The following is a 25002-nucleotide window of genomic DNA, read 5'->3' as shown; positions in this document are numbered from 1 at the left end:
AGGTATTACCGGGTAATAGGTTGTTGATATTGATAGTCTATTTGTTTCAGTATATTTTTATCCTGATCCAGGATGGCTTTTAAACGGCTGTTGTTATCATATTCATAAAAGATAATGTTATCCTGTTCGTCACATTGGCTTGTCATGCCAACTCCCGGTTCATAGGTGTAGGTACGCATGGTACTATTGGCAGGGTATAACCGGAGCTCGTCGATGTTGCCGCTGCCGGTGATTTTAAGCGTATTCACGCCCTTTACAGTATGGGAGAAATAACGCCAGCCCCGCACGGTTTTATCCTGACTGGTACTAACGGTACCGGGTATATTAAAAGCTGTATTATTAGATGTCCAATACGAAACGGTATACGTTTTCTGGTTGTCGAGACCTGTTTTTTCAATACCGGCAGTCGTCATGATAAAGTACTTGTTACCACTGTAAGCTTTTCCGGTAGTAGCGGTGGTAGCTACGTTCCAGTTACCGTTGTCGGTTGTCTCAAAGCTGGTATACGCGACATCAGTACTGGCCGCATTTTTAATGACGGCCACCGGGAATGCCTGATTATAATTCCACAGCGTGGTATTGCGGATACCATCGCGGGAAAGACTTTCCATCACATTACCAGAGGAATCATATCGCAGGATGGTGGTCACTTTTTCCATCGGATCATTACCTGTTGATTCGTAAGTGGCTTCCGGTAATATCGGTGTATTGGGCAATGGCCAGGTTTTAAAAGCGATCATTTGTGTCGACAATTGCTTACCAGCGCGGGTTACCTGGGTCCGTAATGGAATACCGATCATGTGCTGATCGGACATCTTTTTATAGACACCGGTGCTATCCAGCCCCAGGCTGATGTATTCGTCCGGATAATCAATCTGGGTCCGGATGATATCGGCCTTACTGGTTTGTCGGGTGATCATCGTCGGAAATAAATGCCCTTGCGGTTTGTAGCTGAAATCCTGTATGGTGGTTAATGCTTCCTGGTTGTCGCCGTAGTGGGTAGTGGTGGTTTTTACCGGGCGATAGCACCAGGAGACGATATCTTTCTCTGTATAGGTAAAATAGAATATTCCTCCTCTGGTTGGAGCCTCTGGCAAAAGGCATCCTTTGCGGATCACCGTCATTTTAGGAGAAATCATGAGATCTGTACTGATTTGCTGCCTGAAAAAATTATAATCGTTTTCTATAGCTTTCACCAGTTTGAAAGTGTCTTGTTCCTGTTTATAATGCTTTTCGGATAATAAAGTTCCATTTTCCCATTCTTCATTGGCAATTGTATTCCGATTGGAGCTATATTCGTCGATATACATACTGGTTATAGGTACTACCCGGTAATTATAAATACTGAAGGCAGCATTGCGATTGTTTTTATAATCTTTGAAATTTTTTTTCACCTGACTATATACAATAGGGCTACCCTGAAAGGTGGCTATCGGAGAGATGCTATTTTCGGTGTAAATACGATTGGTAAGGAATGAAGATTCACAACTTAATTCATTATAAGGGAATTTAACTTCGAAAATTCTCTGGAAATAGTTTTCATAAATCCGGTGTTCTGGAAAAATTAATTGCCCTAGACCATCTTCTCTTGCCCCATATACATAGGACTCTTCATTGACTTTACTGCCATTTATATCATAAGAAGCGATGTTTTTTATCCGAATTCCGCCGCCATTCAAATAACCAGGTTGTGGGGTTTCATATTGCCAGGTGATACTAATATACGCTTGTACGGTATCGGTACCACAGGCTCGTGCCGTCAATTCATAAGTAGTTCCAGCCTGGATGTAGATTTCTTCTGTCAGTATAATATCTTTGGAATAGTCCCCCTGATGTACCCAGGAACGAGGCATTAGATCCGTGATTTCACCAAAGGTCACCTGAGGTGCAGGATCATCGCATATGAGGTTGGGAGGGTATTTACTTAGGCGGATGGTTATTTTTCCCATCCCTCCTTTATCTGCTGTAAATTGTTTTTTTACAATGTTAGGATTTATTTTCCCGCCTGGACCCTTTGCAATGACTTGTTCCGCAGTTTCTTCCATGATATTTTGGTTTCTTCTTATACGGTGTGGTTCAAATTCAAATTCTGTGTAACCCTGAGTGGGGTAGTGTACCCGTTTCAGCATGCCTGTCATCATATGATTGGGGGAAGGTGTTTTATTAGCTCCACCTACTTCAAAATCATAGCCTAGGAATTTTACCTTTTTCTTCTCAATCAGGTTACGATTTGCTTCCTGACCGTTGTAAAAACCAAAATAATCCTGTGCATTACTTTTAGTAGAAGGTAAATGATCACCTTCATATTCAAACCGATGTTTTTTTATCAGTGTATCATTTTGTCCGAATTCCTGTAATGATAACAGCCGTAAACGATAATTGAAAGTTAATTGAGGATCTGAATAAGGAGTGGTAAAATAATCATAGCTTAACTTGAAACTTTTTAATTGCTGCCAGTTGTCAGCATCCCTACTGTATATATCTATTTGTGTAAGTCTGGAATTGGGACCATCCTTCCTGTCGCTCAGGGGAACGAATACTACTTTGCCTGTTTTATAGGTAATTTCTTTCAGTATGATGGGCATAGAGGTGCCGTTGGTAACTGTTTCTGACTGGCTTTCCGTTCTGCTGGGTTCCTTACTGGTACCGGCGCCAACTATCTGAATAAAAGATGTATTGCCTACTTCCTGTGCATATTCATTGCTATAACTGAAATGGATAGTATCTGTTTTATCTGCAGAGATTATTTTAGAGACTAGCCATGCCGAAGAATAAGAGACAATGGAAAATCCGGTTTCATAGGTGGCTTTTTCTGCATCCTGGAAAAGGTATTCTACCCCATTTTTGTCTATCATTTGAAAAGAACGCCCATCGCTAGTGGAAATTTTGATATCATCATGCGGTATCAGCATGATTTCCTTATTCCGGTTGTAGGTGAATTTTCCGCTATAGCCACCTACATTGTAAACGTATAAATCAGGATTGGGATCTTTCTGACCAATGACAAGACTATTGAACTTGTGATAATCGTCTGGATTTTCTTTGAGTTCTTTCACAGTTGGCGGCAGGAACTTTAAATAACCAAACATATGATCATCAGGCAACCCTCTCAGCGATCTTGATATCATCCCCCCTGCATTCAGCGCCCATCCCAGGCCTACCCAGGAAGCTTCCTGGGGTACTTTAATACCAGACGTATGGTAGGAGATATCTATCGGCACCGATAAACTACCTTGTTTGATTTCGTATATAGGAATAGATACGTTCACAGTACCCGTAGCCATCGATACCGGGAAAAAGCCGTATTTCCCCAAGGAAAAAGCATTGGCCGTAGGAGGAATTACCTGGGGCAAATTAAGCTTACTAAAAATATCTGTACTCTGCGAAAAACCATGCAGACAACCTGCCAACAAGAAAATAAAAAAGCCTAACCGGCGACTTAACCAGCACATACACAATTACAATAGGTAAAGAAATAATCAGGTAGCTGTCAGGTGAAGATGCGCGGACAAGAAAAGATGAGCGAAGCAGCATTATGACTACAACGACTTATTTCATGAGGCAGCGGGTTTTCAACACTAAAAACTACCGTAAATGAAGTTGCAAATTAAAGACATTCGGACGAATATCGGGGCAGGAAACTGAGAGAGGGGTTGGCCCCGGATAGCTGACAGGCAGCCGGTCCGGGGCATCAAGGATAGATTAGTTATTTCTTTTTCACGTGTACATCAAAAGCACCGGAAATCTCCGTGGAAATTTCACCGACCAACCTGTCTGCTTTGGCAGGATCTGCGTTGAGACTACCATTGCAATTTTGTCCGGTGTATAATTTCACGAAGTCGATATATTTCAGGTTCACCTTTTCACCTTTGCTGTTCACCGCATTGGAGATATCAAAGCCGTTGTAACCGGTTTCTCCGTTATTGCGCATATCTATTAACTCTTTGGAACCATTATCCGCGTAACCCCAGGCAAGCGGGGTATTGATGAACAGGCCCTTTGGTTTTTGAAAAGTGTTGGCCAGCAGGGTACCTTCAAATACGATAGATTCCTGTCCGGCTGCAAATTCCGGGAAATAGGATTGAGGGTGGTACGTATTGGCTAATACGTATCCGCTCTTGCCCTGGTTATCTTTCCACAGTACATCCGTAGCCGTGGTGGTTTTCGGATTGTAATAGGTGATTTTATAGTTCTTAATTGTACTTGCTGCATTGTATTCACTGCCGGCGAGTTCATACCATTCGCCATCATCCGGTTTGCCATTACCATTGAGGTCCTGCATCACCATTACAATGCCGGGTTCAGACCATTCCATGCCGGTATTCACTAACGGATTGCCCACAGTGCCCAGGTCATATCCTGCTTTGTTTTCAATAGAGTGGTCGAAGCCAAAGGTAACATAGCCACCGAAGGCGCCTAATGATACCAACGCATCTGTACCGCCAATTAATTTTTTTGCACCTTCAGCGCTGCCAATAGTAGGGTCATTGGTAAACTGACCGGGCGCTGGTTTGTATTCAAATATCTGGTTGATGTACGCGTCGCTTTTGGCATTAGCTGGCCGGAAATAATCCGGTGTGGCAGGGCCTTCCGGTGTGGTGTCCTCTTTTTTACTACAAGCTGCCATCGTAACGGCTATGGCCAGACAGGTGATGCGCGCAGGTGTTGAAAATCGCATTGGGAATGATTTAAAAGAATGAAATAATTTATTGTTTTACAAAAGCAAAGTGTGCAGGAATATCACCAGTTCCCATCCGCCATTTCTTTTTTCCGTTCTTATCAAAACAGTACAGGAAACCAGGTGTCACATAATTCAGGGCATCCGTTACAAATACATCTTCTGTATCCGGATCTACCGCGATGCCATACGGAATGGTGATTTCCTTATCTGTGCCGTCGGTGATGAATTTTCTGTCGAGCAGCTGTTCTGTTTTTACATCAATGAGGGAATAGGTGATGGTATTTTTATGCGTGATATGGCTCCACTCCACACAGTAAATATAAGCCAGTCCGTTGTGGATGACCAGGTTGCTGGCGCCAATCGGGAACTCTTTTTTTACCTTATCTGTTTTAGTATCTACGACATACAGGCGGGAAGGGATGGTGTAGTAGTCGCCCCGGGAGGTAACATACAAATCTCCTTCCTCATCTACCGCCAGGCGATGCAGGTTGATCGCTACATCAATACGTTTCAGTTCCTGTCGCGTGTCGAGGTTGATCACCGAAACGGTGCGTTCATAGTTAGGCGGACTATACCCACCGGAGTTGGCCACATATAATCTGTTGCCGATAATCGCCATCTGTTCCGGATTGCGGCCGGTAGGAATGCGGCCGGTTTCGTTGAGTGTGGCGGTATCAATAATGGCTACGTAACCTTCATTGGAAGTAACGTAGGCATTGTCTTTATAAAATACCACATACCGGCTCTGGCGGATAGGAATCTGTTTCAGTACCCGCGTAGTGGCGGCATCCATCACTTCTACCTTATTGGAGTTGTTGATGACTGCATATAGTTTGCTGCCGTATATGCGAAGATCGTTGCCGACATCTCCCAAACCCTTTACGATAGTGGTATTTTTAGCTTCGTACATTTTGCGGATATACCGGCCATTGATGAGATCCACATAGTCCAGTGAGGATTTATTCATGTTCATGTTGCCTTCATTGAGCAGATAAAATCCTTTCACCGTGGTTTTTCCATCGGTATTCCGGGAGAAGCCCGGAATATCTTTGTAGGCGATGGTTGGCCTTGGCATATCCTTTCTGCAGCCGGCAGATAGTATGATGAGTAAGCAGCAGACCAGTAATCTTTGCATATGCATGATATTAAAAATGAACACTGAGCGTTACCCTGTAATTGCGTCCCGGCATGGGGAAGTTGGCAATTACATCGTATTGCTGGTTCAGCAGGTTATTTAATTCTCCTGTCAGTTTATATTGATACGCACCTTGCTGCAGTGACCAGGAAGCAGATATATCGCTGGTATACCAGGGCTGTACGTAATTATCTTCATTATTGCCTATCTGATTATACCGTTCGCCGGTATAGATAAAACTGTAGTTGAGGGTGAGTGCTTTCCAGTCGATGCCGGCGAGGAAAGTTCCGCTATGCCAGGGTGTGTAGGGAATCTGTGCACCATAGTTAAAGGCATTTTTACCGGTGGTTCTGTCCCGTGCATCCTGGTAGGTATACGTGAGTGCCAGGTTCAGCATCACGTCACGTATGGGCATCCAGGCACTGTTGATGTTCACATCGGTACCTTTGATGATGACCTGTCCGAGGTTCATCATCGACCATCCGAAGAGGTTGGCAGCAGGTACCGCCACAATTTTATCCGTTGCTTTTATATAGTAGGCATCTGCCTGTATGGACAGGTATTGCCAGCTGCCACGGAATGCTTTGGTATAGGTGAACCCGGCGTCATAGTGTTTTACATATTCCGGGCGCAGGTTGTTGTTGCCGATGTAGGTATAATACAGGTCGTTAAAGGTAGGCATCCGGAATATATTCTTATAGAACGCCCGCAGCCAAAGATTCTGGTGCGCCAATGGCTGCCAGGCAACCGAAATGGCAGGCGTATATTCTCTTTTATTGCCGGCGCCTTCGTAGGCTTTCACCGATTCATTCACGAGAGTAGCCAGGAGGTTTCCCTGCATTTCAAAACGTTTGAAGTGCCATCTGCTGGCGAGCGATACGAGCCCGGTATAGCGGGAGGGATAAGGAAACCGTTGGATGTTGGCGTTCAGGGTATTGACGATGACATCACCGGAGAGGGAGGCTTCCCACCACGGTGTAAAGGTATATTTGTTGGCGAGGGAGGCGTATACTTCCTGCTGCAGATAACGGTTCTGGAGAAACCCTGCTTCGTTCAGGTACTCCGGATCAGTATATACATTGTAGAAGTTGCTATACTTCACATTCGCCATAATGCTGTATTTGCGGCTTATTTTTTTACTCCAGGTACCCTGTGCGAACATGTCCTGGTCTTTCAGGTGCTGCCCATAGGTATAGTGGCCGGCTACTGTAGCGCCGGGCAAGCCGCGGGCGGAGCTATAGTAATAGTATTTCAGGTTCCAGGTGCTGCTATCGCGTAATACCCCATTGAGGGCGGCTTCTGCACGGAAGGCGTTGACGTTGCCGTTCTGGCGTACCAGGAGCGAGTCGTAGTCCGGACCGATGAGATGAAATTTATAGCGTCCATTGGCGTTGATCCATTCCGTACTAACGGTGGCGGTTATACGTTTATTGATCTTTTGCTGCCACAGAATGGCGGGATTGATCAGGCCGGAAGAACCGGTTTTAACGCTTACCTTACCGTGTATGGTTTCTCCTTCGTTAAACACAGGTATTTTGGATTGCAGAAAGAGTACGTTACCGGCGGAGAAGGCGCGGGCCGGCTGGAAGATGTTGTTTTTTTGTCCGTTGTATAAAGATATTTCCGCTATATTATCGAGTGAAAATTTGCTGAGGTCTACCTGTCCGTTCTGTACATTGCCGATCATCATGCCATCATAGAATACGGTAGTATGGTGACTGCCCATACTGCGCACGTTGATGGTTTTTAGCCCGCCAACGCCACCATAGTCTTTTAGCTGCACGCCGGAAAAATAACGGATAGCATCGCCTACGGAAAGGCTGTTGAGCCGTTCCAGTTTTTTGCCGGTAAGCGTTTGTACCGGCGTAACCGGGTTAATGTATGCCGGTATTCGTTTGGCGTCTACACGTACTTCCCGTAACGTGTCTTTGGTTGTTGTCTGCGCAACGGCGTTCCCGGCAATAAGCAAATATATACCTGAAGCCACAGGCAGAAATCTAAGTAAACACATGATGGATTATACTTCCAAAGCGCTTGGGGAGTGCGAATAATACAAGAAGAGAGATATGTCTTATAAAGACTTACATCCCCGGCCTTTCACCCGAAAGCGCTGATGAATAAATACAATTGGCAGGTCTTCTGGCTCTCCTGCTTTTCCGGTAGGCCTTCCCATGTAACGGACACACAGTGGCATAGTAGAATTCCGGAAAAACACTTCTTCGCACAGGTGGAAGAAGGCAGGATCACAGCTACGGGGATAGCTCCGGTTTTACACCGGATTCCCTTTTAATATATCTGCGGGGCAGACATAACCATTTGTGGCTGCAAACCTACGCTTTGTCAGGGGAATATCCAAAAGAGAAGGGGAAGCGGCATGATTCCTGAAAACTAATCCCTGGAGTCTTTTTACAGCCTGTTAATGGAATGTACTGTTAATACAGCTGGCGTTGGTTGTTGCCGCTGTCTGAGGAGGAACCGGACCGGGTATATGGTCTGAAAACGGGTATAAAATTCCCCGTTCCTGCTTAATCATAGAGGAATAGCCGCTACAAAGTATTTGAAATGATTATTCCAAGCATAAGAACTTAATTCGATGAACCTCCCATATAAAGTTCCCGAACCGTCACACTGGTTGCACTGCGATGATGAAACTTTTGTCTTACCGGATGGTACCGGAGAAAAATTCTATAGAGACTTGCTCATGGAGTCTCCCGTGGCGATGGCAATATACACTGGTCCTGAAATGTGTGTCCGGCTGGTCAATGAGGCGATGCTGGATATCTGGGATAAAAATAACGGTGTGATCGGTAAACCCTTGCTGGAAGCGGTACCGGAACTGAGCGGTCAGGTGTTCAGCACCTTGCTCGATGGTGTATTTACTACGGGGATACCTTACATAGGAACAGAAGACCCCGTGCGTATCCGGCGGAAAGGTCAGCCGGATATCCGCTATTATAAACTTATTTATAAACCGTTATATAACGAAAGCAAATTACTGTATGGGGTGATGAGTACAGCTGTCAATGTTACCGACCTGGTACTGGCCCGGGAGGAACTGCGGGAAACAGAAAAGCTGTACCGCAATGCGGTAGATGTGGCAGAACTAGGTACCTGGAGCAAGAACCTCCGGACCGGATTCGTTACATATTCTCCCCTGATCAGTGAATGGTATGGACTACCAGCAGAAGCCTGCAGTATGGCCGTATTCCATGGTTGCATACACGAAGCCGATCAGCAACGGGTGGCCGCCCTGCGGCAGCAGGCCATTGATACCAGCGGGTTGTATGACTGTACTTTTCGGGTGGTGAATAAAACACTGCAGAAAGAACATATCCTGCATGCAAAGGGCATGGTGATTACAGGAAAAGACGGACAGCCGGAATCTATTATGGGGATGGCACGGGATATCACACTGGACCGGATGACATCCATGCAGCTGGAAGAGCTGGTACAAACCCGTACCCAGGCATTGGCTGCTGCCAACAAAAGCCTGCGTCAGATCAATGACAACCTGCAGCAGTTTGCTTATATCGCCAGTCATGATTTGCAGGAGCCATTGCGGAAAATTATCACCTTCTCCGGTATTTTGCAGAAAACACAGGCACATCAGGATACATCCGGCCAGTTATATCTCGGCAAAATATCTGGTGCCGCGCAGCGCATGTCTCATCTCATCAGCGATCTGCTGGATTACTCGCGGGTGGAAAACAGTAAAGCGGTATTTATGCCCACCAGACTGCAAGACATTCTGCAGAATATTTATATTGATTTTGAAGTATTGATTCATCAGCAGCATGCCGTAATAGAGACGGCGCCATTACCGGAAATTGCCGCCTTACCGCTGCAGATGAATCAGTTGTTTTATAACCTCATCGGCAATGCATTGAAATTTACCCGGAAAGGCATTCCGCCTGAAATAAAATTAACGGCGGCGATGCTCACACCAGAAGAAGTACAAGAGTATTCCCTGCCTTATAGTACCCAACCTTATACACACATCGTTATACAGGATAATGGAGTAGGATTTGATCCGCAGTTCGCAGAAGAGATTTTTCTTATTTTTCACCGCTTGCACAATTATCAGGAGTATGAAGGTACCGGCATCGGATTGGCATTATGCCGGAAGATTGTAGAAAACCACGGTGGCCGCATCTATGCGACCAGTAATAAGGAAGAAGGCGCGGCTTTTCATATTCTGTTGCCGCTGTCAAGACCCTGAGGAATATTACTATAAATAGTGCGGATATAAAATTGCTTTTTTATTGATAGGGTGCGTAATTTTATACTTTCCGGACGATATCATCCGGGTGTCATATAGGAATGTATTTTTAGTCACCATTTTAATAACTGTCAGCATTGAGCAAGGGGAAATCAGCGTGGGTAAATGACTTAAAGGTGTACCTTTCTACGCATAAATGGATGGCGGCCGCGATCTGTTTTGTTACATTATTACGACTTTCTTTTATTGGTATAATGGGTCCTATGCCGCAGGATGCCTACTACTATTTTTACGGACAACATTTAGCCTGGTCCTACTTCGATCATCCGCCGGCGATAGCCTGGATACTCCGTGCCTTTACCGATCTTTTCGGACGACATGTTTTTGTGATCAAGCTGGCAGATTCCCTGATTACTGCCGGTACGTTGCTGGCGTTTTACCGGCTGGCCGGATGTTTTCTGTCTGTACACCGCGCGCGTAATGCGATGTTGCTGTTGTATGCCACATTGATGATTACCATGGTGTCGCTGATATCTACCCCTGATGTACCGTTGTTGTTATGCTGGAGCCTATCCCTGATTGCATTATACCGGGCCATCTTTGAAGGAAGGAAATGGTATTGGATATGGACGGGCATTGCGATGGGACTTGCATTCGACAGTAAGTATACCGCCGTGTTTTTGCCGGCAGGAACGGTATTGTTTTTATTGTTGTCTGCCAGGTATCGCAGGTATTTGTGGTCGCCGTGGTTTGCTGCCAGCATCCTGTTTTTCGGCATCACTATTTTGCCTGTGGTCTACTGGAATGTAGATAACCAGTTCGCCTCTTTTCGTTTTCAATCTTCCGGAAGAGTGGATGGCGCTGAATTCCGGCCGCTGGATTTTTTCGGTGTGATCGGACATCAGGCAGCAGCATTGATACCGGTGTTGTTAGGTGCGTTGTTGTATTATCTATATAAGTGTATCCGCCGGTACCGCCGGCGTATTGCGGGTATTCCGGAACCGCAGTTGTTTCTGCTGGTTTTCTTTGTACCCATATTTACAGGATTTTTTGTGTTGTCTCCTGTGTATTGGGTGAAGATAAACTGGATGATGCCAGCTTATATTACCGGTATCATCTGGGTGAGTAGCTGGCTGCGCGACAAATTTATTCGCTGGCAATGGATCGGTACCGTAATCATACATGCTGCCCTCGCCATAGAAGTGATTTTTTATCCGGTACCTATTCATTCGGATGATACCATGATCGGATGGGATGGATTGGGCCGTCAGGCAAAAGTATTGCGCACGCAATATCCTGATGATTTTATTTTTTCTGCAGATGATTATAAAACGAGTGCGATGCTGCATCTCTATCTCGGAGAGATGGTGTATTCCCGTAACATTATCGGGCAGCGCGCCTTACAGTTTGATTTCATTGGTACCAATCTGCAAACCCTGAAAGGTAGTAATGCCATCTTCATTAATTCTTTAACGGATGTAACAGATGATACGGATGAACAGGCGGATATTACCGCGTTGCAACCCTACTTCAGCAGTATACAACCGTTGCCGCCTATTATCGTTACCATGCAGGGACGGGTGGTACGGAAGTTTCTGGTATTCCGCTGTATGAATTATCATCCCGGTATACAGCCATAAAAAAGCCGTACACATTTTTTACGGATATACTCCTGAAAAATGTGTACGGCGGTATGCTTTAAACGGATGGCGTTTAGCTGGCTTTCACAGCTAACGGATCATCCGGGGTAGTGGCTGCGGAGGGGGGCGCAGCCACTTTCACCAGTTGGTTCACCCGGAATATCATCACAAGGGCAATCATGGTAATACCTACAATGATCCATCCTACGATATCATAATGCTGCAGTGGGCTGAACTCATCTTTCTGTACAACAATCAGTCCTGCAAAGGCAGCGGCAATGCCGCCGGCAATTTGCTGCAAGGAAGAGTTGATGCTCATAAAAGCGCCTCTGTCCTGCATTTCAGGTACCGCGGTGACCAGGGTAGTCGCCGGAATCATACGTCCCATAATACCTGCCATCATCAGTATATTGAGGAACATGATATACCACACCGGATGTGGTCCCAGGTGCGTATAATACACGATCACAATCAACATGAACAAGGACGAGAAGGCAAACAACCGAAACTTGTCCATCCGGTCGCTCAGGCGGCCGGCTATCGGCATGACGAATAAGGTGGCCACTCCGGTTATCATGAATAACAATGGTAGCTGATGTGAAGTGATGTGCAGGTTGTTGATCGCGAAGGCGCTACCAAATGGCATCATCATAAAGCCACCAAGCGATAATAATGCAGTAGCGGCAAAACCAATGCGGTAGTTCTTTTTCCGGATGGTATGCAACAGGTGGATAAAGGCGCTTTTATCGTGTTGCCAAGCCAGGTGTGCTGTGATCGGTTGTAATTTTACAGCGAGCATTAACATGATGATGAGGGCAATGCCTACGATCATAAAAAAGGGTGATTCCCATCCCCAGAGATTGGCCAGGTATAAGCCAATAGGGATACCCAGTACCTGGCTGGCGCCGAATCCCATTTGCATGTAACCCATTACCCGCCCGCGTTGTGTAATCACAAACAGGTCGGCTACGATAGCCATGGAAATGGAGCCGATCACGCCGCCGAATAAACCGGTAATAATACGGGCCGCTACCAGCAAAGGATAGGTGTGGGCAAATCCACAGCTTAAAGTACCGAGAATGAAACCCCCGTAAAAAAACAACAGTAATTTCTTCCGGTCGAAACGATCTGCAAAACCGGCAGTGAGTAATCCGGAAAGGCCGGCGCTGAATGCATAGGCGGATACTACGAGTCCGAATTGAGCCGGTGCGATGTGCATGGATTTCATCAATACATCACCCAATGGCGACATGACCATAAAGTCCAGTACGACTGTAAATTGTGTGAGTGCCAGCAACGCAATAATCGTGTATTGGTATGGCGAAAAAATGACTTTGTCTTTCATAAAATAAGCGTTAGTCGTAAGGGGATTTTAAGTGTGAAAAAAACAGTTTCCGTTTTAGTCAGGAAGTTCCATGCAGGCATAACCTGTTTCAGTAATCAGGTGAATAATACTATTGTAGGAAAAATGATGGGAAACAACCCGGAGTACACAATCAACATCCGTCTGATCGATGGTCCATTGTATGATCTGTTGTTGGGTATCCAACACTGGTTTCACTTTTTGCAGATCATGCGGGGTGGCAATGTTCGTTTTAAAAATAAGGATATGTGCTGGTATTTCCATAAAGCTATAAATGAGCATTCATTTACTGAATTGGTCTAAAAAAAAGGCTATTTTAATAAAGCCTTAATAACATAATCAAATGTCTGTTTCATCACATCTTCGGTCAATGTAAAAGGATCTCCGCCGATATTGTGTTTATCGTGGTGAAATCTGATCAGGGAATACAAAGGTGCAAAAGCGATAGACCAGTATACTTCCATAGACATCTGATTAATTTCTCCGCGGTTAAATGCATTCGTCAGATAGATTGTTATCGGTTTCCTGAAAGCATCTGCTACAGATCGGAGCATGGTTTCCTTGTAGGGAGAGTTCCGCAGCTGATCAAAAAACTGGGCGGCCTGGTAATTGTTCATGGAATACTTCGCGCGGTTTTTCCACTGTATCCACAGGCCTTCGGCAAATCTCATTTCCGGATCAAAGCCATCCAGACTCGAGTAACACATTTTCAATCCTTCTTCTTCACTGATACGGGTCAGCAAATCATCTTTGTCTTTGTAATAGATGTAAATAGTAGCCGGAGATACACCGGCTGCTTTTGCCAGCCTGTTAATTCCCAGGTTTTCCAGACCATCATTGGCAACCATTTCGATGGCTTTCGCCGTAATAGCCTGAATTTTACTTTCATCTCTTACTCTCATGGCCGCAAAAATAAGTGAATGATTGCTTATTTAAAAATTTATTTTCGATGACGGTCATCATCTGTATAGCTGACGACAATCATAAGGGGTATTAAGCAACGTCATTGCCGGGAAGTGGAGCTGCCCGTAATTTTGTGCTGATAAAATTCTGAGTGAACAATTCAGTAACAACAACGGGAATGTCCGGTCTAAATATGCAGTTCACTGCCATCTCCGGGCTGGGTGTTGTTTACCAACCTTAAATTAATGTGATATGTTTACGGGTATTTTTTCCACCTCTTTACAGCGCAAATTTTGTGAAGGATTTCTCTTTCACCCATTTAAACGCTTACGCCAGTCCGGCAATTTTATTTTTAAGCAGTACAGCCCACGTTCGGGCGTAAAGACCGTACTGGAACAACAGCGGCATGTCTACGATTTCAACGGGCACTTTGCCAGTGAAATAGACCGTAAAATTATGGATACAGCCATTCCGCAGCTTGTTGCCGTCATTAAAAGGATGGAAGCCCTTTACCGGGAAAGTAAAGAAGAAATCAAGGCTTGCCCGGATCTGACACCGGAGTTCAATGACACCATGCTTTACTATTACCGGGAAATCAACATCTATCAGTCTGTGGTGCTGGAAAACCTGCACCAGGAAATGAAACCGGTACTGAAAAAGAAAACGGCTGATATGCCCGGCAAAGAACCGGGTAGTCCGCAACATTTCAAAGTACAACGCCTGATCAAGGAATTTATCTCTCATAGCCGCGCTGTGATCGCATACCTGCAAACCTGCGTGGATAATGCCTATGGGTTTCCGGCCAGCTGCGACGTTGATGCACTGAAAGAACTGATCAGCGGTATCCGGCAACTGACAGGAGAGCAACGCCAGCTCATCGGATTGCTCGACAAATGGGAAGACAGTAAAAGACAGGAAGGACGGCAGATATATTATAACTAGTATCTTATGCTTATGTACAGACAGGAGAATGATGAGATAAAAGATCCGGAGAAGATACAACACTGCCGTTCCTGGTTAAAACTACTGGAAACATTACGGCAGGATAATTCATTGCTGATTAACCGGCTTGCGGAAGCATTGAAGCATCCTGCCAGTAATACTTTCCTGGAAAGTGCCGAAACGTTTCAGTCCAGTATGCTGCATAAGGAAGAAGCACTGGTACTGCTGCGTCACGAAATACGGGAACAAATGGACTGGCTGAATCGCCTGCCTGCTATCAGACAGCAGTCGCCGTACGAGTATGAAAACCTGTTCGAAGATGTACAACTGATGGTCATGGAATTCGATCGGATGAAAGCCTCTTTCTTCGCTTTCCTCGGCGCCGAAAACCGCTGACATCAATTAATCATATCGGCCAGCTTCTGTCGCGACAACAACGTGATATGTCCGTCCTTGACGGTAATGAGCGCATCATCCCGGAAATCGCCCAAGGTGCGGATCAGCGACTCTTTCGCTACACCTGCCACCGCAGCCAGGTTCTCCCGGCTGATATCAATACCAAAGGATTCGTTGCCGGCCGCATTGTATTTTTTATCGAGCGTCAGCAATGCTTCCGCTACTTTTTTTCGCAGCGAGTTATAGGCAAGACCTATCAGCTGCTGCTCCTTTTCGGTCATATGCCGCGCCAGTAACTGCACAAATTTATTCAGCACTTCCGGGTTGCTGCCAATCAGCAATTCAAAATCCTGATAAGGTATCACCGCCAGGGAAGTATCTTCCAGGGCCTCTGCATACTCTTTATACACGGCCCCTTCCAGTAAGGCATTATAACCCAGAAAATCTCCTTCATTATATAAACCAATGATCAGCTCTTTGCCGTCATCATTGCGTTTATACGTTTTCACTTTTCCCTGCAGCAGGTAGTATAAAGAATCCGGGCGGTTGCCCGCCATGTAGATATTCTGCTTTTTCTGGTAATGGTTTACATGCCGGTTTTCTTTCAGGTCTGCCAGCAGGTCGTGTCCGGAAGCATTGGATAACAACATGTCCAGTCCCGGCAGTCCCGTTATATTTTCCTGTTTTATTTCAGCGCATCTTTTCAGGCGGCTTTCGATGGCACTCAGCAACTCCGTGCCTTCAAACGGTTTGGTGATATAATCATCGGCGCCCAGCTCCATGCCTCGCCGGATATCTGCCCGTTCTGCGCGGGCCGTGAGGAAAATAAAGGGCGTACCCTGCAGGGCTTTGTTTTTATGTAACATGTGCAGTACACCGTAACCATCCAGTACCGGCATCATAATATCGCATACAATGAGGTCCGGTAATGCATCCAGCGCCAATGCCACGCCTTCTTTGCCATTGCTGGCGGTAATCACCCTGTAGTTGGCCAGCTCCAGTATTTCTGCCATGTTTTCGCGGATATCGGTATTGTCTTCTATCAGCAGTATTGTTTGCATTGGCATTTAGTTTTGAGGTACAGGAACAGACACCAGAAATTCGGTGCCTTTGCCAGGCTGACTATGACAGGTGACGGTACCATTCATCAGTTCTGCATATTTGGCCACAATATGCAAACCCAAACCAGTGCCCTGTACATTGGCGACATTATTGCCCCGGAAGAAACGTTCGAACAGGTGTACCCGGTCTTCTTCCGTAATACCGATGCCTTTGTCTTTTACTGATAATTCAAAGTATTCCTGGTCACATTGCGTGCGTACAGAGATCACCGATTCTTCCGGTGAAAATTTTATCGCGTTGGAAACGAGGTTCATAACAATATGTTTGAGTAGTGTGGGATCAAGGTATGCCTGCGCAATACCGTGGTGGGCGTAATAGATGTTTTGCAGTGGTTTTTTCAGTCCTTCCATTTCATTGATGATCGTTCCTACGTGTTTGCCGATATCAAAGGTAGTGATACGTACCTGTATCCGGCCTTCTTCAATGCGGCCTACAGAAAGGAAATCATTCAGGATGTCTGTCAGCATGTTGACAGATGAAATAATCCGTTGGATATGTTTGGTCCGTTTGGGTTGATCATGGGTGGTTTCATATTTTGATATCAGATAGGTGGAAGATAAAATAGCGCTTAATGGTGTCCGGAATTCATGGGACGCCAGGGATACAAACCTCGACTTCAGCTCATTGAGATCCCTTTCTTTTTCCAGGGCGCTTCTGAGTTCGGTTTCGGCCTGTTTTCTTTCCGACATGTCAATGGCAATGCCAATATAACCGGTAATGACCCCGGCCTCCCGGATCGCAGAAACAGTCAGGGATACGGGTAAACTGCTGCCATCTTTACGATAGTAATGCCATTCATGCTCATTGAGCAGATTCAGTTTAGCCTTGATCGTTAGGGTTTCTAATCCCGGTTCTACGGGCTGGTCCAGCTGCCGGGAAAATTCTTCTGCCCGCTGGGTCACTTCCTGTTTATCATGCAGGATCATCGGGGTATATACATCAATCACTTCTCCGGCCTTATAGCCCAGTATTCTTTCCGCTGCCGGATTAAACCATTGGATATATCCTTCGGGATTAATCACAATGATCATCGCGCCGGTATTGTTCCACAGGCTGTTGAGAAAACTGTTCATCCGTTGCAGACTGCCATCTTTAATCGCGGCTTCCTGCATCTTGATCTGTAGTTCCTTGCGGGTATTCTCAGAAGTCCTGCGGTCGGAAATATCGGTCACATAGGTAATGGTAAAATGGCCGTCGGCATTATGATGGGTACTGCCGTTGATTTCTACGGGAAATACAGAACCATCTTTCCGGATGGCAAAATGTTCTTCGAGGCTATGCCGGATAAGCTGCGACTGTTGCAGCTGGTTCACTTCTTCTTTTGCATAGCCCAGTTGCTGCAACAGGAATGGGTTGGCCATCAAAATCCGATGATTGCTATCCGCCACCAATATGCCAATGGCAGCATGATTAAAAAGTACTTCAAAGCCGATGTTATTACTAAAGTTGCCGGTACCCATAAATAGTCAGTGTTATTCGTTAATTGGCAGTTGTATAAATTTAATGATTCCGAACCGTATTTAACAGATGGAGTTATAAATTCAGCAAACAGTTTCCGGAGTATCCAGAGAAGAGCGGGGGGCCACATAACCGGTTTTTTTAAGGGAGATAACAAAAGCGGGTCAATACACCTACAGGAATTATTTCTGATTTACGGGCGTTTCAATGATCAGGAATTCAGCCTGTTCACTGCATTGCAACGAAATGTCGGCGGCTTCCCAGACGCCGATGGCATCCCGCTCCTGCAGCACCTGATCCTGTACTTTGAGGTTGCCGGCGATGGAAAAAATAAACAGACATTTGTTTAGCGGATTCAGCGTATATCGGATATGTTGCGGATGCTCATAATAGCCCAGCGATAGTTTGGTGTTCTGATTAATCCAGCAATGATCCGTACCTTCTTCATGAGACACGATGGTAGTCAGCCGGTTTTTTCTTTTTTCTTTGGGGAAGCTCCGTTGCTGGTAACGGGGATGGATATTCTGGAGTTTCGGTACAATCCATATCTGCAGAAAATTGACTTCGCCGTCGCCGATGTTGTACTCTTCATGCCTTAAGCCACTGCCGGCACTCATGATTTGTACGGATTCTGCTTCTATTTTGGTACTGTAGCCCAGCGTATCTTTATGGTTCATTTTACCTTTCAGCAATACAGAAATGATTTCTGTATTTACATGCGGATGAATACCAAAACCTTTACCGGGAGCAACGAAATCATCATTGAAGGCAATGAGCGTACCAAAGGCACTCCGCATCGGATGGTAATAATCGCTGAAACTGAAACAAAAGTTGCTTTTCAGCCAGCCTGCATCTTTGAGGCCTCTTTCAGTTGCGGGAAAATGCTGTGTTTTCATATATATGCAACAGTTAGCGATCTTCAATTGTTTAATAAAATTATAAATTGCCGCTGCTGCGCATTCTCCGCTCTCCCCCTGTATTATGCGGATTGATTACCGATTTGTTGCAGATCAATATGGAACTGGTTTTTGAAATAAGCCAGCAGGCAAGCATATTTTTTCCGGATCAATCCATTTTTATCTGTATGTGGTGAAAGCAAGGTGGCCTCCAGCACGGGGCCGGGCGTACTCACTACGGTATACAGAAAATACATAAAATCCATGTCTTTGACGGGTGCTGTCCATTGCCCGTTGTCCTTATCCAGATAAAGATAGCCGTACTGGTATTTGTTGGCGGGAGTCAGGTTGGTTTCCTGATAACGGCTGATGTCAAAGAAGGCCGGTGGGGGCGTGAGCTTCGGTGGGGTGAAGCCATCCACACTGAAAAAAAGAGATTGCAGAAAGGTGATGTGGAGGGCTGTTCTCAAAGCCTGCTTCCGGCTGGCAGATAGTTTTGGAAACCGGGCATCTATCTGCGGCACAACAATGTAATCCAATCCATAGAATGGAGAGGTAATAGGGGTATCGGTGGTATCGGCGCCATCGGAAGATGCCATGATGGTACCGGCGAGCAGTATTTTAAACGGCAGGAATTTCCGCAGAAAATCAACCGGATAATCATCAAACCAATATCGTTGCAAAAAATCAACGGCTGCCGGCAAGGCAGTGGTGTCGGCCGTTTGAACGATGATGGCATCCGGATAAATGCCGGTGAAACCATATTGATAATCTTTTTTACTGTAACGGTAAAGCACATAGGTACCATAGGTACGGTACCATTGCATGATCTGCCGGTCATAGGCCTGGTTGCCCTGTGGTAAGGGATAGAAGAGCGAATCTTTAGGCGTCGGCGACAAGGCAGCCTGTTCTTTTTTACAGGTAGTGCACAGGCAGGCGAACAACAAGGCCAGGTATAATCTGATGGAGCCGGTCATGATTTAAGGATTTTGTTCCAGGGAAGGATTTCTGGCCAGTGCCATATCAGGAATCGGTAATACATACCGCGGATTTTTTTCTGACAGATGATAGGCCAGGGGTTGTCTGTTTTTTTCCTGGTAATAGAAATGGGTAATAGCCGGCATACCATACCGGCGCAGGTCAAACCAGCGGTGTTCTTCAAAGCACAGTTCCCGGCGGCGTTCTTCGAGGCAGTACTGCAATATTTTCTTTGGCTGATGCAGGAAACCGGCAGCTGTGAGTGGCTCATAATAAGTGGTGTTGAAGCGTGCCTGCCGCAGGGTATTAAGGTCATGGATCGCCTGGTCCAGTAAGGCGCGGTTACCATTGAGGGCATAGGCCCTGCTGGCGGCTTCTGCCCGGTTCAGGTAGGCTTCGGAGAGCCGGAAGGATTTACCCATATGTGCCTGGCTGTTCACCTTGGAGAAGGCGCCGGTGATCTTCCAGATATTCAGGTAAACATCTGCCCGGAGATCCCCTTTTTCATAGAGTGCCGTCAGTTCATCTGTGGCGTAATAATAGGGAGCGCGCCCCATTTGATTTATCTCCAGTAAATTATATTCTTTCACGGAGCCAAATAAAAAGAGGACTTCCTTGTTACCCGGATTCAGAAAACATTGCTGGGAATCGACCGGCGATCTTTTAATGGCCCAGTAGCGCATGTTTTCCAGCTGACTTCTTTCTGCCAGCAGTTTGTTGTTGTACCGGATCACCTGATCCCAGTTTTCCATATAGAGGAAGATCCGGCCGGCGAGCAGCCAGGCGGCCTGTCTCCCGATACAAAATATACCGGCAGTATTGCTGCAGGCTTCCAGTAAGGCGCATCCGTTGGTAATGTCCCGGGTGATCTGTGCATACACTTCTGCCACCGTATTGCGATGGAGGCAGGCATCTGCTACTTTGCCGGATAACACCAGCGGCACCCCCGGCGACTGATCGGGAGAACATTGCCGGTCGTTATAGGGGCGGCCGTAGAGGTTGACCAGCATCAGGTAATAGTAAGCCCGGAGTACCTGCGCTTCTGCTGTCAGCTGATTTTTATCGGCTGTGGAGCCCTGTACCAGGGGAATATTGTCGAGTACCACGTTGCAGCCTTTGATTCGCTGGTAGTATTTGGCATAGCTGTCGGTATCGCTGTCGCCGCTGAGTTGCATTTCGCTGTACATGGTTTTGCTCCAGGTAAAAGCGGATTTGCCCTGTTTCCATTTGCCGGCATCCATATCTTCCCCTACACATTTGATATCATCATCGAGCAGGCATACATAGGGATGCAGCGAACGGTTGGCGGCCGGATACCCTTCCTGCGCCAATATCTTCCGCAGGTCATTAACGGTTGCCGGCACAAATTCATCCTGCGGATTTTTTTCCAGGAATTTGCGGCAGCCGGTAAAAATAAGCAGGCATCCCAACAAATAATATGAAGAAAGCTTTAGCATGTTATGGTAACAGTTATATGATGTGTGAATGATGCCGCTGCCGGTTACAACTGTACGTTGATACTCATAACATAGCTCCGGTAGCGGGGCAGTGCCGTGGTATTTTCGGTAACCGACATCCGTTGTATCTCCGGATCCTGTCCTTTTAATCTTTTATCTGCTATCAGAAACGGGTTGTTAACACTGACAGAAAGCCTTGCGCTGCGAATCGATTTAAACCAGGAAGTATTTTTAGGTACCAGTTCATAGCCCACCGTGATATAGTTACAACGCAAATGGCTGCCATTTACTGTTATCTGGTCACTATAATTATAGAGATCATAAGGGTATAAATTGGTACCGTCTTTACTCAGTGACAGGTCGCCGAAATATTTTCCTACCGAATACACGAAAGGATAATACTGGAACGAATAGATAGAGGGCACCGTTGTCCATTTTTCATCACCGGGATGTTGCCAGCGGTCAGCCAGCTGGCGGTCTACATTCCGGTCGGGGGCCGGTGGCCGGGCATATCCGGCGGAAGCTCCCTGCATCAGCGGATTAAGCCGGATGATATAGCCCAGCTGGGCGGTGAAGCTGCCAGCCAGCGACCAGCGGCCGTATTGCAGCTGTGTGTTGATGCCGCCGGAAAAAACAGGCTCGGTATTACCGCTGTACACCAGGTAGCTGGTAGGTTTGCCATGCAGTAACCTTTCCCGGTCAATATCCACGTCGAGATAACGAAAGAGCGGCTGCCCATCCCGGGGGGACAAGCCGGCATAAGGAAAGGACCACAGCCCGCCCACCGGTTTACCATTGACGATGGCGTTGCCGTTGACCAGCGATACGACCCGGGCATCTGAACGGGTGTTGCGTACTTCATTATCGTTACGGGCCAGTATCAGCTGCCATTCCCAGGTGATATTTTTACGTTGTACCGGTACCCAGTTGACGAGTAGCTCCCAGCCCCGGTTATAGATTTCCCCGCCATTGACAAAAGAATCCGGCAGCCCATATTCTTCGGGTACCTGTTGTTTCAGGATAACGTCGGCCGTGATTTTTTGATAATAGTCGAGCTGCACCCGGAACCGGTTGCTGAAGAAACCCATGTCCACACCTGCATTGATACTGCGTGTTCTTTCCCAGCGAAGGTCTGTATAAGGCAGGTTTTTGATACCCAGGTAATATTGGCCGGTATAGGGGTCAAAGGAAGGATTAACATTAGTAGCCACCAGGTGTGGAGAGATGGATTCCACGGTATTGCCCTGATAGCCGAATGAAAATTTCCAGGCCAGCTGACTAAGCCAGTGTTGTGTACGCAGCCAGGGTTCCTGCGACATATTCCAGCGCAACCCCGCAGACCATACAGGATTCAGCCGATACGGCGAGCCGGTGGCAAAACGGTTGGAGGCATCGGTACGCGCATGTACGCTCACCATATATTTCCGGCGGTAAGCATAGGCGATACTCCCATAAAATGAAAGAAAATTAAAAACGGAGTTGACGTTATTACTGAGTATACTGTCGGTGATAGCTTTTTTGGCATTGTACGATAAGCCCTCGTATAAGTTGGTGCGCATTTCAGTACCCGCCATGATGTCGATATCATGCCGGCCACCACCTGCCGGGAAATGGAAGTACAGGGTGTTGCGCCAGGTACTGCTTTTTTTCCGGACCGAATCTACCTGCCGGATGAGATAATCTGCTACCGGTGTATCGCTGCCGGGTACTGCTTCGTAGTTGGCGCCCCGTAAAAGTGCGGTGGCAAAAGCCTGTGCATCGGCATGCCGCCGGTTGATGGTGGCGTCATAGCCAAAAGCATACAGCGATTCCCAACGCAGCCATCGGGTAATTTTTGCCTTGATCAGTATCGAAGAATTTACGGAATTGCTGTTGCTGACATTACCGGTATGATTCAGTTCATGCAGAAAATTAAAGCGGAGTGGTTGTTTGCCAAAGGTGAATTCAGCCGGTTTATAAGCGGTGCCCATACTGGCATAGTAAAATTCGTCAGGACTGATGACGCGGTTGGTATTCCAGGCGTATTCATAGGGGTTTAAGCCATCGTAGAAACCATGGATACGATAGGTGGCCGTTTGCAGGTTGATGCGGGCTTCCAGGAATGACCAGGGTTTTACCGTGGCCTGAAAAGCAGTGGTAAGGCGGCGCATATCATTGCGGATGGCATTGCCGTTTTCTGCAGTATGCCCCAGGGAGGCATACCAGTGCAGGTATTTGTCGCCTCCTTGCAAACTCACATGCGTATTGTTGGATACCGCATTACGGAATAATACATTGAACCAGTTGGTATTATTGTTTTCCAGCCGGGTTACTTCCCGGTTGAAATCGGCCTGGCTGATATTTTTATGTAGTAATTGTAACAGGTAAGCTTCATAGCCGGTTGGCGGCAATATATCATCGGGGTATACGATGCCTTTGTCGAACAGCTCGCGGGATAAGGCAATCCGTTCAGTAGCATTCATCCGGTTCATGTGGCGGTAAGACGGTTTATCCGTTACCGTTATGTCGTTGCGTACTTGTATCCGGAGCGGGCCGGATTTGCCGGAATGGGTAGTGATAACGATGACGCCATTGCCGGCCCGTGTACCGTAGATGGCTGTGGCGGCAGCATCTTTCAACACAGTAATGTCTGCAATGTCGTCCGGATTCAGACCGGTGATACCGTTACCGAATACACTCAGTCCGGCTTGCATGGCAGCGCGGTCGGCTACGCTCAGCATGTCTGTTTCGGTGCCGGTCTTGTGCGGGAACGGCGACTCCCGGACAACGCCGTCAATAACCCACAAAGGTTCCCTGTCACCGAGTAGGGTAGTGGTGCCCCTGATTCTTATTTTGGGGGCGGTGCCCACTCCTCCGGAAGAAAACTGCACACTGGCGCCGGGAATACGGCCCTGGATGGCCTGGTCAATACGGTTGATGCCAGGCGTGCGGAGGGCCGCACCGGTAGTGGTATAAACAGCCCCTGTCATCTCCTGACTTTTCAGTTGCTGGTAGCCGGTTACAATCACTTCCGGTATGGTTTGCCGGTTTTTATTCAGCGATATGTTGGTGGGCATACCGGTTGTAATACGGAGATGCCGGCTTTCGTATCCCACACAGGTGATAGCCAGGAGGTCGCCGGGCGCCCCTTGCAGGGAATAAGCGCCTTGTTCGTTGGTAAAGGTACCCTTATGGCGTTTGGGTAGCGTGATACTTACAAAGGGGAGCGGTGTGCCATCGGGGTCTGTAACAGTGCCGGAAAGGGCAATAACCGGCAAGGGCACAGCGTTGCTGCTGTCGGCTGTTGTGGGTGGGGTAGCAGCCGGGCGGATGATGATCAGCTTTTTTTCCAGGTGGTATTCCCAGCCGGTTTTTTCCAGGGCTTTATCCAGCAGGGTGAAAAGTGATACCTGGTCGAGGTCGATGCTGATATTACCGGGTGGCGGTTGTGTGGTATTGCTGTAGATAAACTGAAAATCCACCTGCCGGCGTAATTCCTGTATCAGTTTATCCAGCGATACCTGGTGCAGATGAACCGATACGCGGGTGGCGGGCTGTGTTTGGGCGATGGTAACGACCGGGTACAGCAGGGTATACAACAGGCATAACCAGGCGGGTAGCACGGCGCCGGGTAAAAGCAGGTGCAGTGTTTTACAGCGGCTGGTAGCCGGTGCAGCCATGCCGGAAGTGTTAGTGTGTAGCAGGTTAACAGTCACAAGTTGGTTTTTCGCGATTTAGTTGATGGGCACACAAGCACGTGCGGCATGCCGTTCATGTTGGTTGGGTTTAATAAAAATCCTGTCTACGATTTACGCTCCGTTTTGGTTGTTGTT

Annotated in this window: 17 protein-coding genes and 1 riboswitch; of the genes, 4 read left to right on the top strand and 13 right to left on the bottom strand. The window is 46.9% G+C overall.

Features of this window, described 5'->3' with window-relative positions; all coding sequences use genetic code 11:
* Positions 1-5: 5 nt before the first annotated feature.
* The 4 genes from OL444_RS27900 to OL444_RS27885 form a co-directional block, all read right to left on the bottom strand.
* On the bottom strand, positions 6-3353 hold the full coding sequence (locus OL444_RS27900; RefSeq protein WP_264727894.1) for a hypothetical protein: 3348 nt from the start codon (positions 3351-3353) through the stop codon (positions 6-8).
* Between the two features lie 353 nt (positions 3354-3706).
* Positions 3707-4678, bottom strand: a complete 972-nt coding sequence (locus OL444_RS27895) for a hypothetical protein (RefSeq protein ID WP_264727896.1) — start codon at positions 4676-4678, stop codon at positions 3707-3709.
* 28 nt (positions 4679-4706) lie between these two features.
* Positions 4707-5816 (bottom strand): DUF5074 domain-containing protein, encoded by a 1110-nt coding sequence (locus OL444_RS27890; protein ID WP_264727898.1) that lies wholly within the window; start codon positions 5814-5816, stop codon positions 4707-4709.
* A 10-nt stretch (positions 5817-5826) separates the two neighbouring features.
* Positions 5827-7803, bottom strand: a complete 1977-nt coding sequence (locus OL444_RS27885; RefSeq protein ID WP_264727899.1) for a TonB-dependent receptor plug domain-containing protein — start codon at positions 7801-7803, stop codon at positions 5827-5829.
* 125 nt (positions 7804-7928) lie between these two features.
* Positions 7929-8148, bottom strand: a riboswitch (cobalamin riboswitch).
* A 261-nt stretch (positions 8149-8409) separates the two neighbouring features.
* Here OL444_RS27885 and OL444_RS27880 point away from each other — a divergent pair.
* Positions 8410-10035, top strand: a complete 1626-nt coding sequence (locus OL444_RS27880) for a PAS domain-containing sensor histidine kinase (protein ID WP_264727901.1) — start codon at positions 8410-8412, stop codon at positions 10033-10035.
* A gap of 263 nt (positions 10036-10298) precedes the next feature.
* The gene (locus OL444_RS27875) at positions 10299-11675 is read left to right on the top strand and encodes a glycosyltransferase family 39 protein (RefSeq protein ID WP_264727904.1); all 1377 of its coding nucleotides are present in this window, start codon (positions 10299-10301) and stop codon (positions 11673-11675) included.
* A 73-nt stretch (positions 11676-11748) separates the two neighbouring features.
* On the opposite strand, the gene OL444_RS27870 is transcribed toward OL444_RS27875, so the two are convergent.
* The 3 genes from OL444_RS27870 to OL444_RS27860 are packed head-to-tail and all read right to left on the bottom strand — an operon-like array spanning position 11749 to position 13940.
* Positions 11749-13020, bottom strand: coding sequence for an MFS transporter (locus tag OL444_RS27870; protein ID WP_264727907.1), 1272 nt, complete (start codon positions 13018-13020; stop codon positions 11749-11751).
* Positions 13021-13074: 54 nt separating this feature from the next.
* Positions 13075-13302 (bottom strand): hypothetical protein, encoded by a 228-nt coding sequence (locus tag OL444_RS27865; RefSeq protein WP_264727910.1) that lies wholly within the window; start codon positions 13300-13302, stop codon positions 13075-13077.
* Positions 13303-13349: 47 nt separating this feature from the next.
* Positions 13350-13940 (bottom strand): TetR/AcrR family transcriptional regulator, encoded by a 591-nt coding sequence (locus OL444_RS27860; protein ID WP_264727912.1) that lies wholly within the window; start codon positions 13938-13940, stop codon positions 13350-13352.
* Between the two features lie 253 nt (positions 13941-14193).
* On the opposite strand from OL444_RS27860, the gene OL444_RS27855 reads away from it, so the two are divergent.
* Positions 14194-14883 (top strand): hypothetical protein, encoded by a 690-nt coding sequence (locus OL444_RS27855; protein ID WP_264727914.1) that lies wholly within the window; start codon positions 14194-14196, stop codon positions 14881-14883.
* 6 nt (positions 14884-14889) lie between these two features.
* A complete protein-coding gene (locus OL444_RS27850; RefSeq protein ID WP_264727916.1) occupies positions 14890-15279 on the top strand; it encodes a hypothetical protein in 390 nt (129 codons plus the stop codon).
* Positions 15280-15281: 2 nt separating this feature from the next.
* On the opposite strand, the gene OL444_RS27845 is transcribed toward OL444_RS27850, so the two are convergent.
* The 6 genes from OL444_RS27845 to OL444_RS27820 all read right to left on the bottom strand — a co-directional run bounded on the left by OL444_RS27845 (position 15282) and on the right by OL444_RS27820 (position 24885).
* Positions 15282-16340: a response regulator gene (locus tag OL444_RS27845; RefSeq protein ID WP_264727918.1), complete on the bottom strand. Its 1059-nt coding sequence runs from the start codon at positions 16338-16340 to the stop codon at positions 15282-15284.
* Between the two features lie 6 nt (positions 16341-16346).
* Positions 16347-17861, bottom strand: coding sequence for a sensor histidine kinase (locus OL444_RS27840; RefSeq protein ID WP_264727921.1), 1515 nt, complete (start codon positions 17859-17861; stop codon positions 16347-16349).
* Positions 17862-18041: 180 nt separating this feature from the next.
* Positions 18042-18755, bottom strand: coding sequence for a pirin family protein (locus OL444_RS27835; protein WP_264727923.1), 714 nt, complete (start codon positions 18753-18755; stop codon positions 18042-18044).
* Between the two features lie 83 nt (positions 18756-18838).
* The gene (locus OL444_RS27830) at positions 18839-19732 is read right to left on the bottom strand and encodes a hypothetical protein (RefSeq protein WP_264727925.1); all 894 of its coding nucleotides are present in this window, start codon (positions 19730-19732) and stop codon (positions 18839-18841) included.
* Positions 19733-19735: 3 nt separating this feature from the next.
* Entirely contained in the window at positions 19736-21190 is a 1455-nt protein-coding gene (locus tag OL444_RS27825) for a RagB/SusD family nutrient uptake outer membrane protein (RefSeq protein ID WP_264727927.1), read from the bottom strand.
* Positions 21191-21234: 44 nt separating this feature from the next.
* Positions 21235-24885, bottom strand: coding sequence for a SusC/RagA family TonB-linked outer membrane protein (locus tag OL444_RS27820; RefSeq protein WP_264727929.1), 3651 nt, complete (start codon positions 24883-24885; stop codon positions 21235-21237).
* Positions 24886-25002: the final 117 nt, after the last annotated feature.

The sequence above is a fragment of the Chitinophaga nivalis genome, from assembly GCF_025989125.1.
In the GTDB taxonomy this organism is placed as follows: Bacteria; Bacteroidota; Bacteroidia; order Chitinophagales; family Chitinophagaceae; genus Chitinophaga; species Chitinophaga nivalis.
Note: the sequence above shows the minus strand (reverse complement) of the source record. Positions and strands in the feature narration are given on the sequence as shown.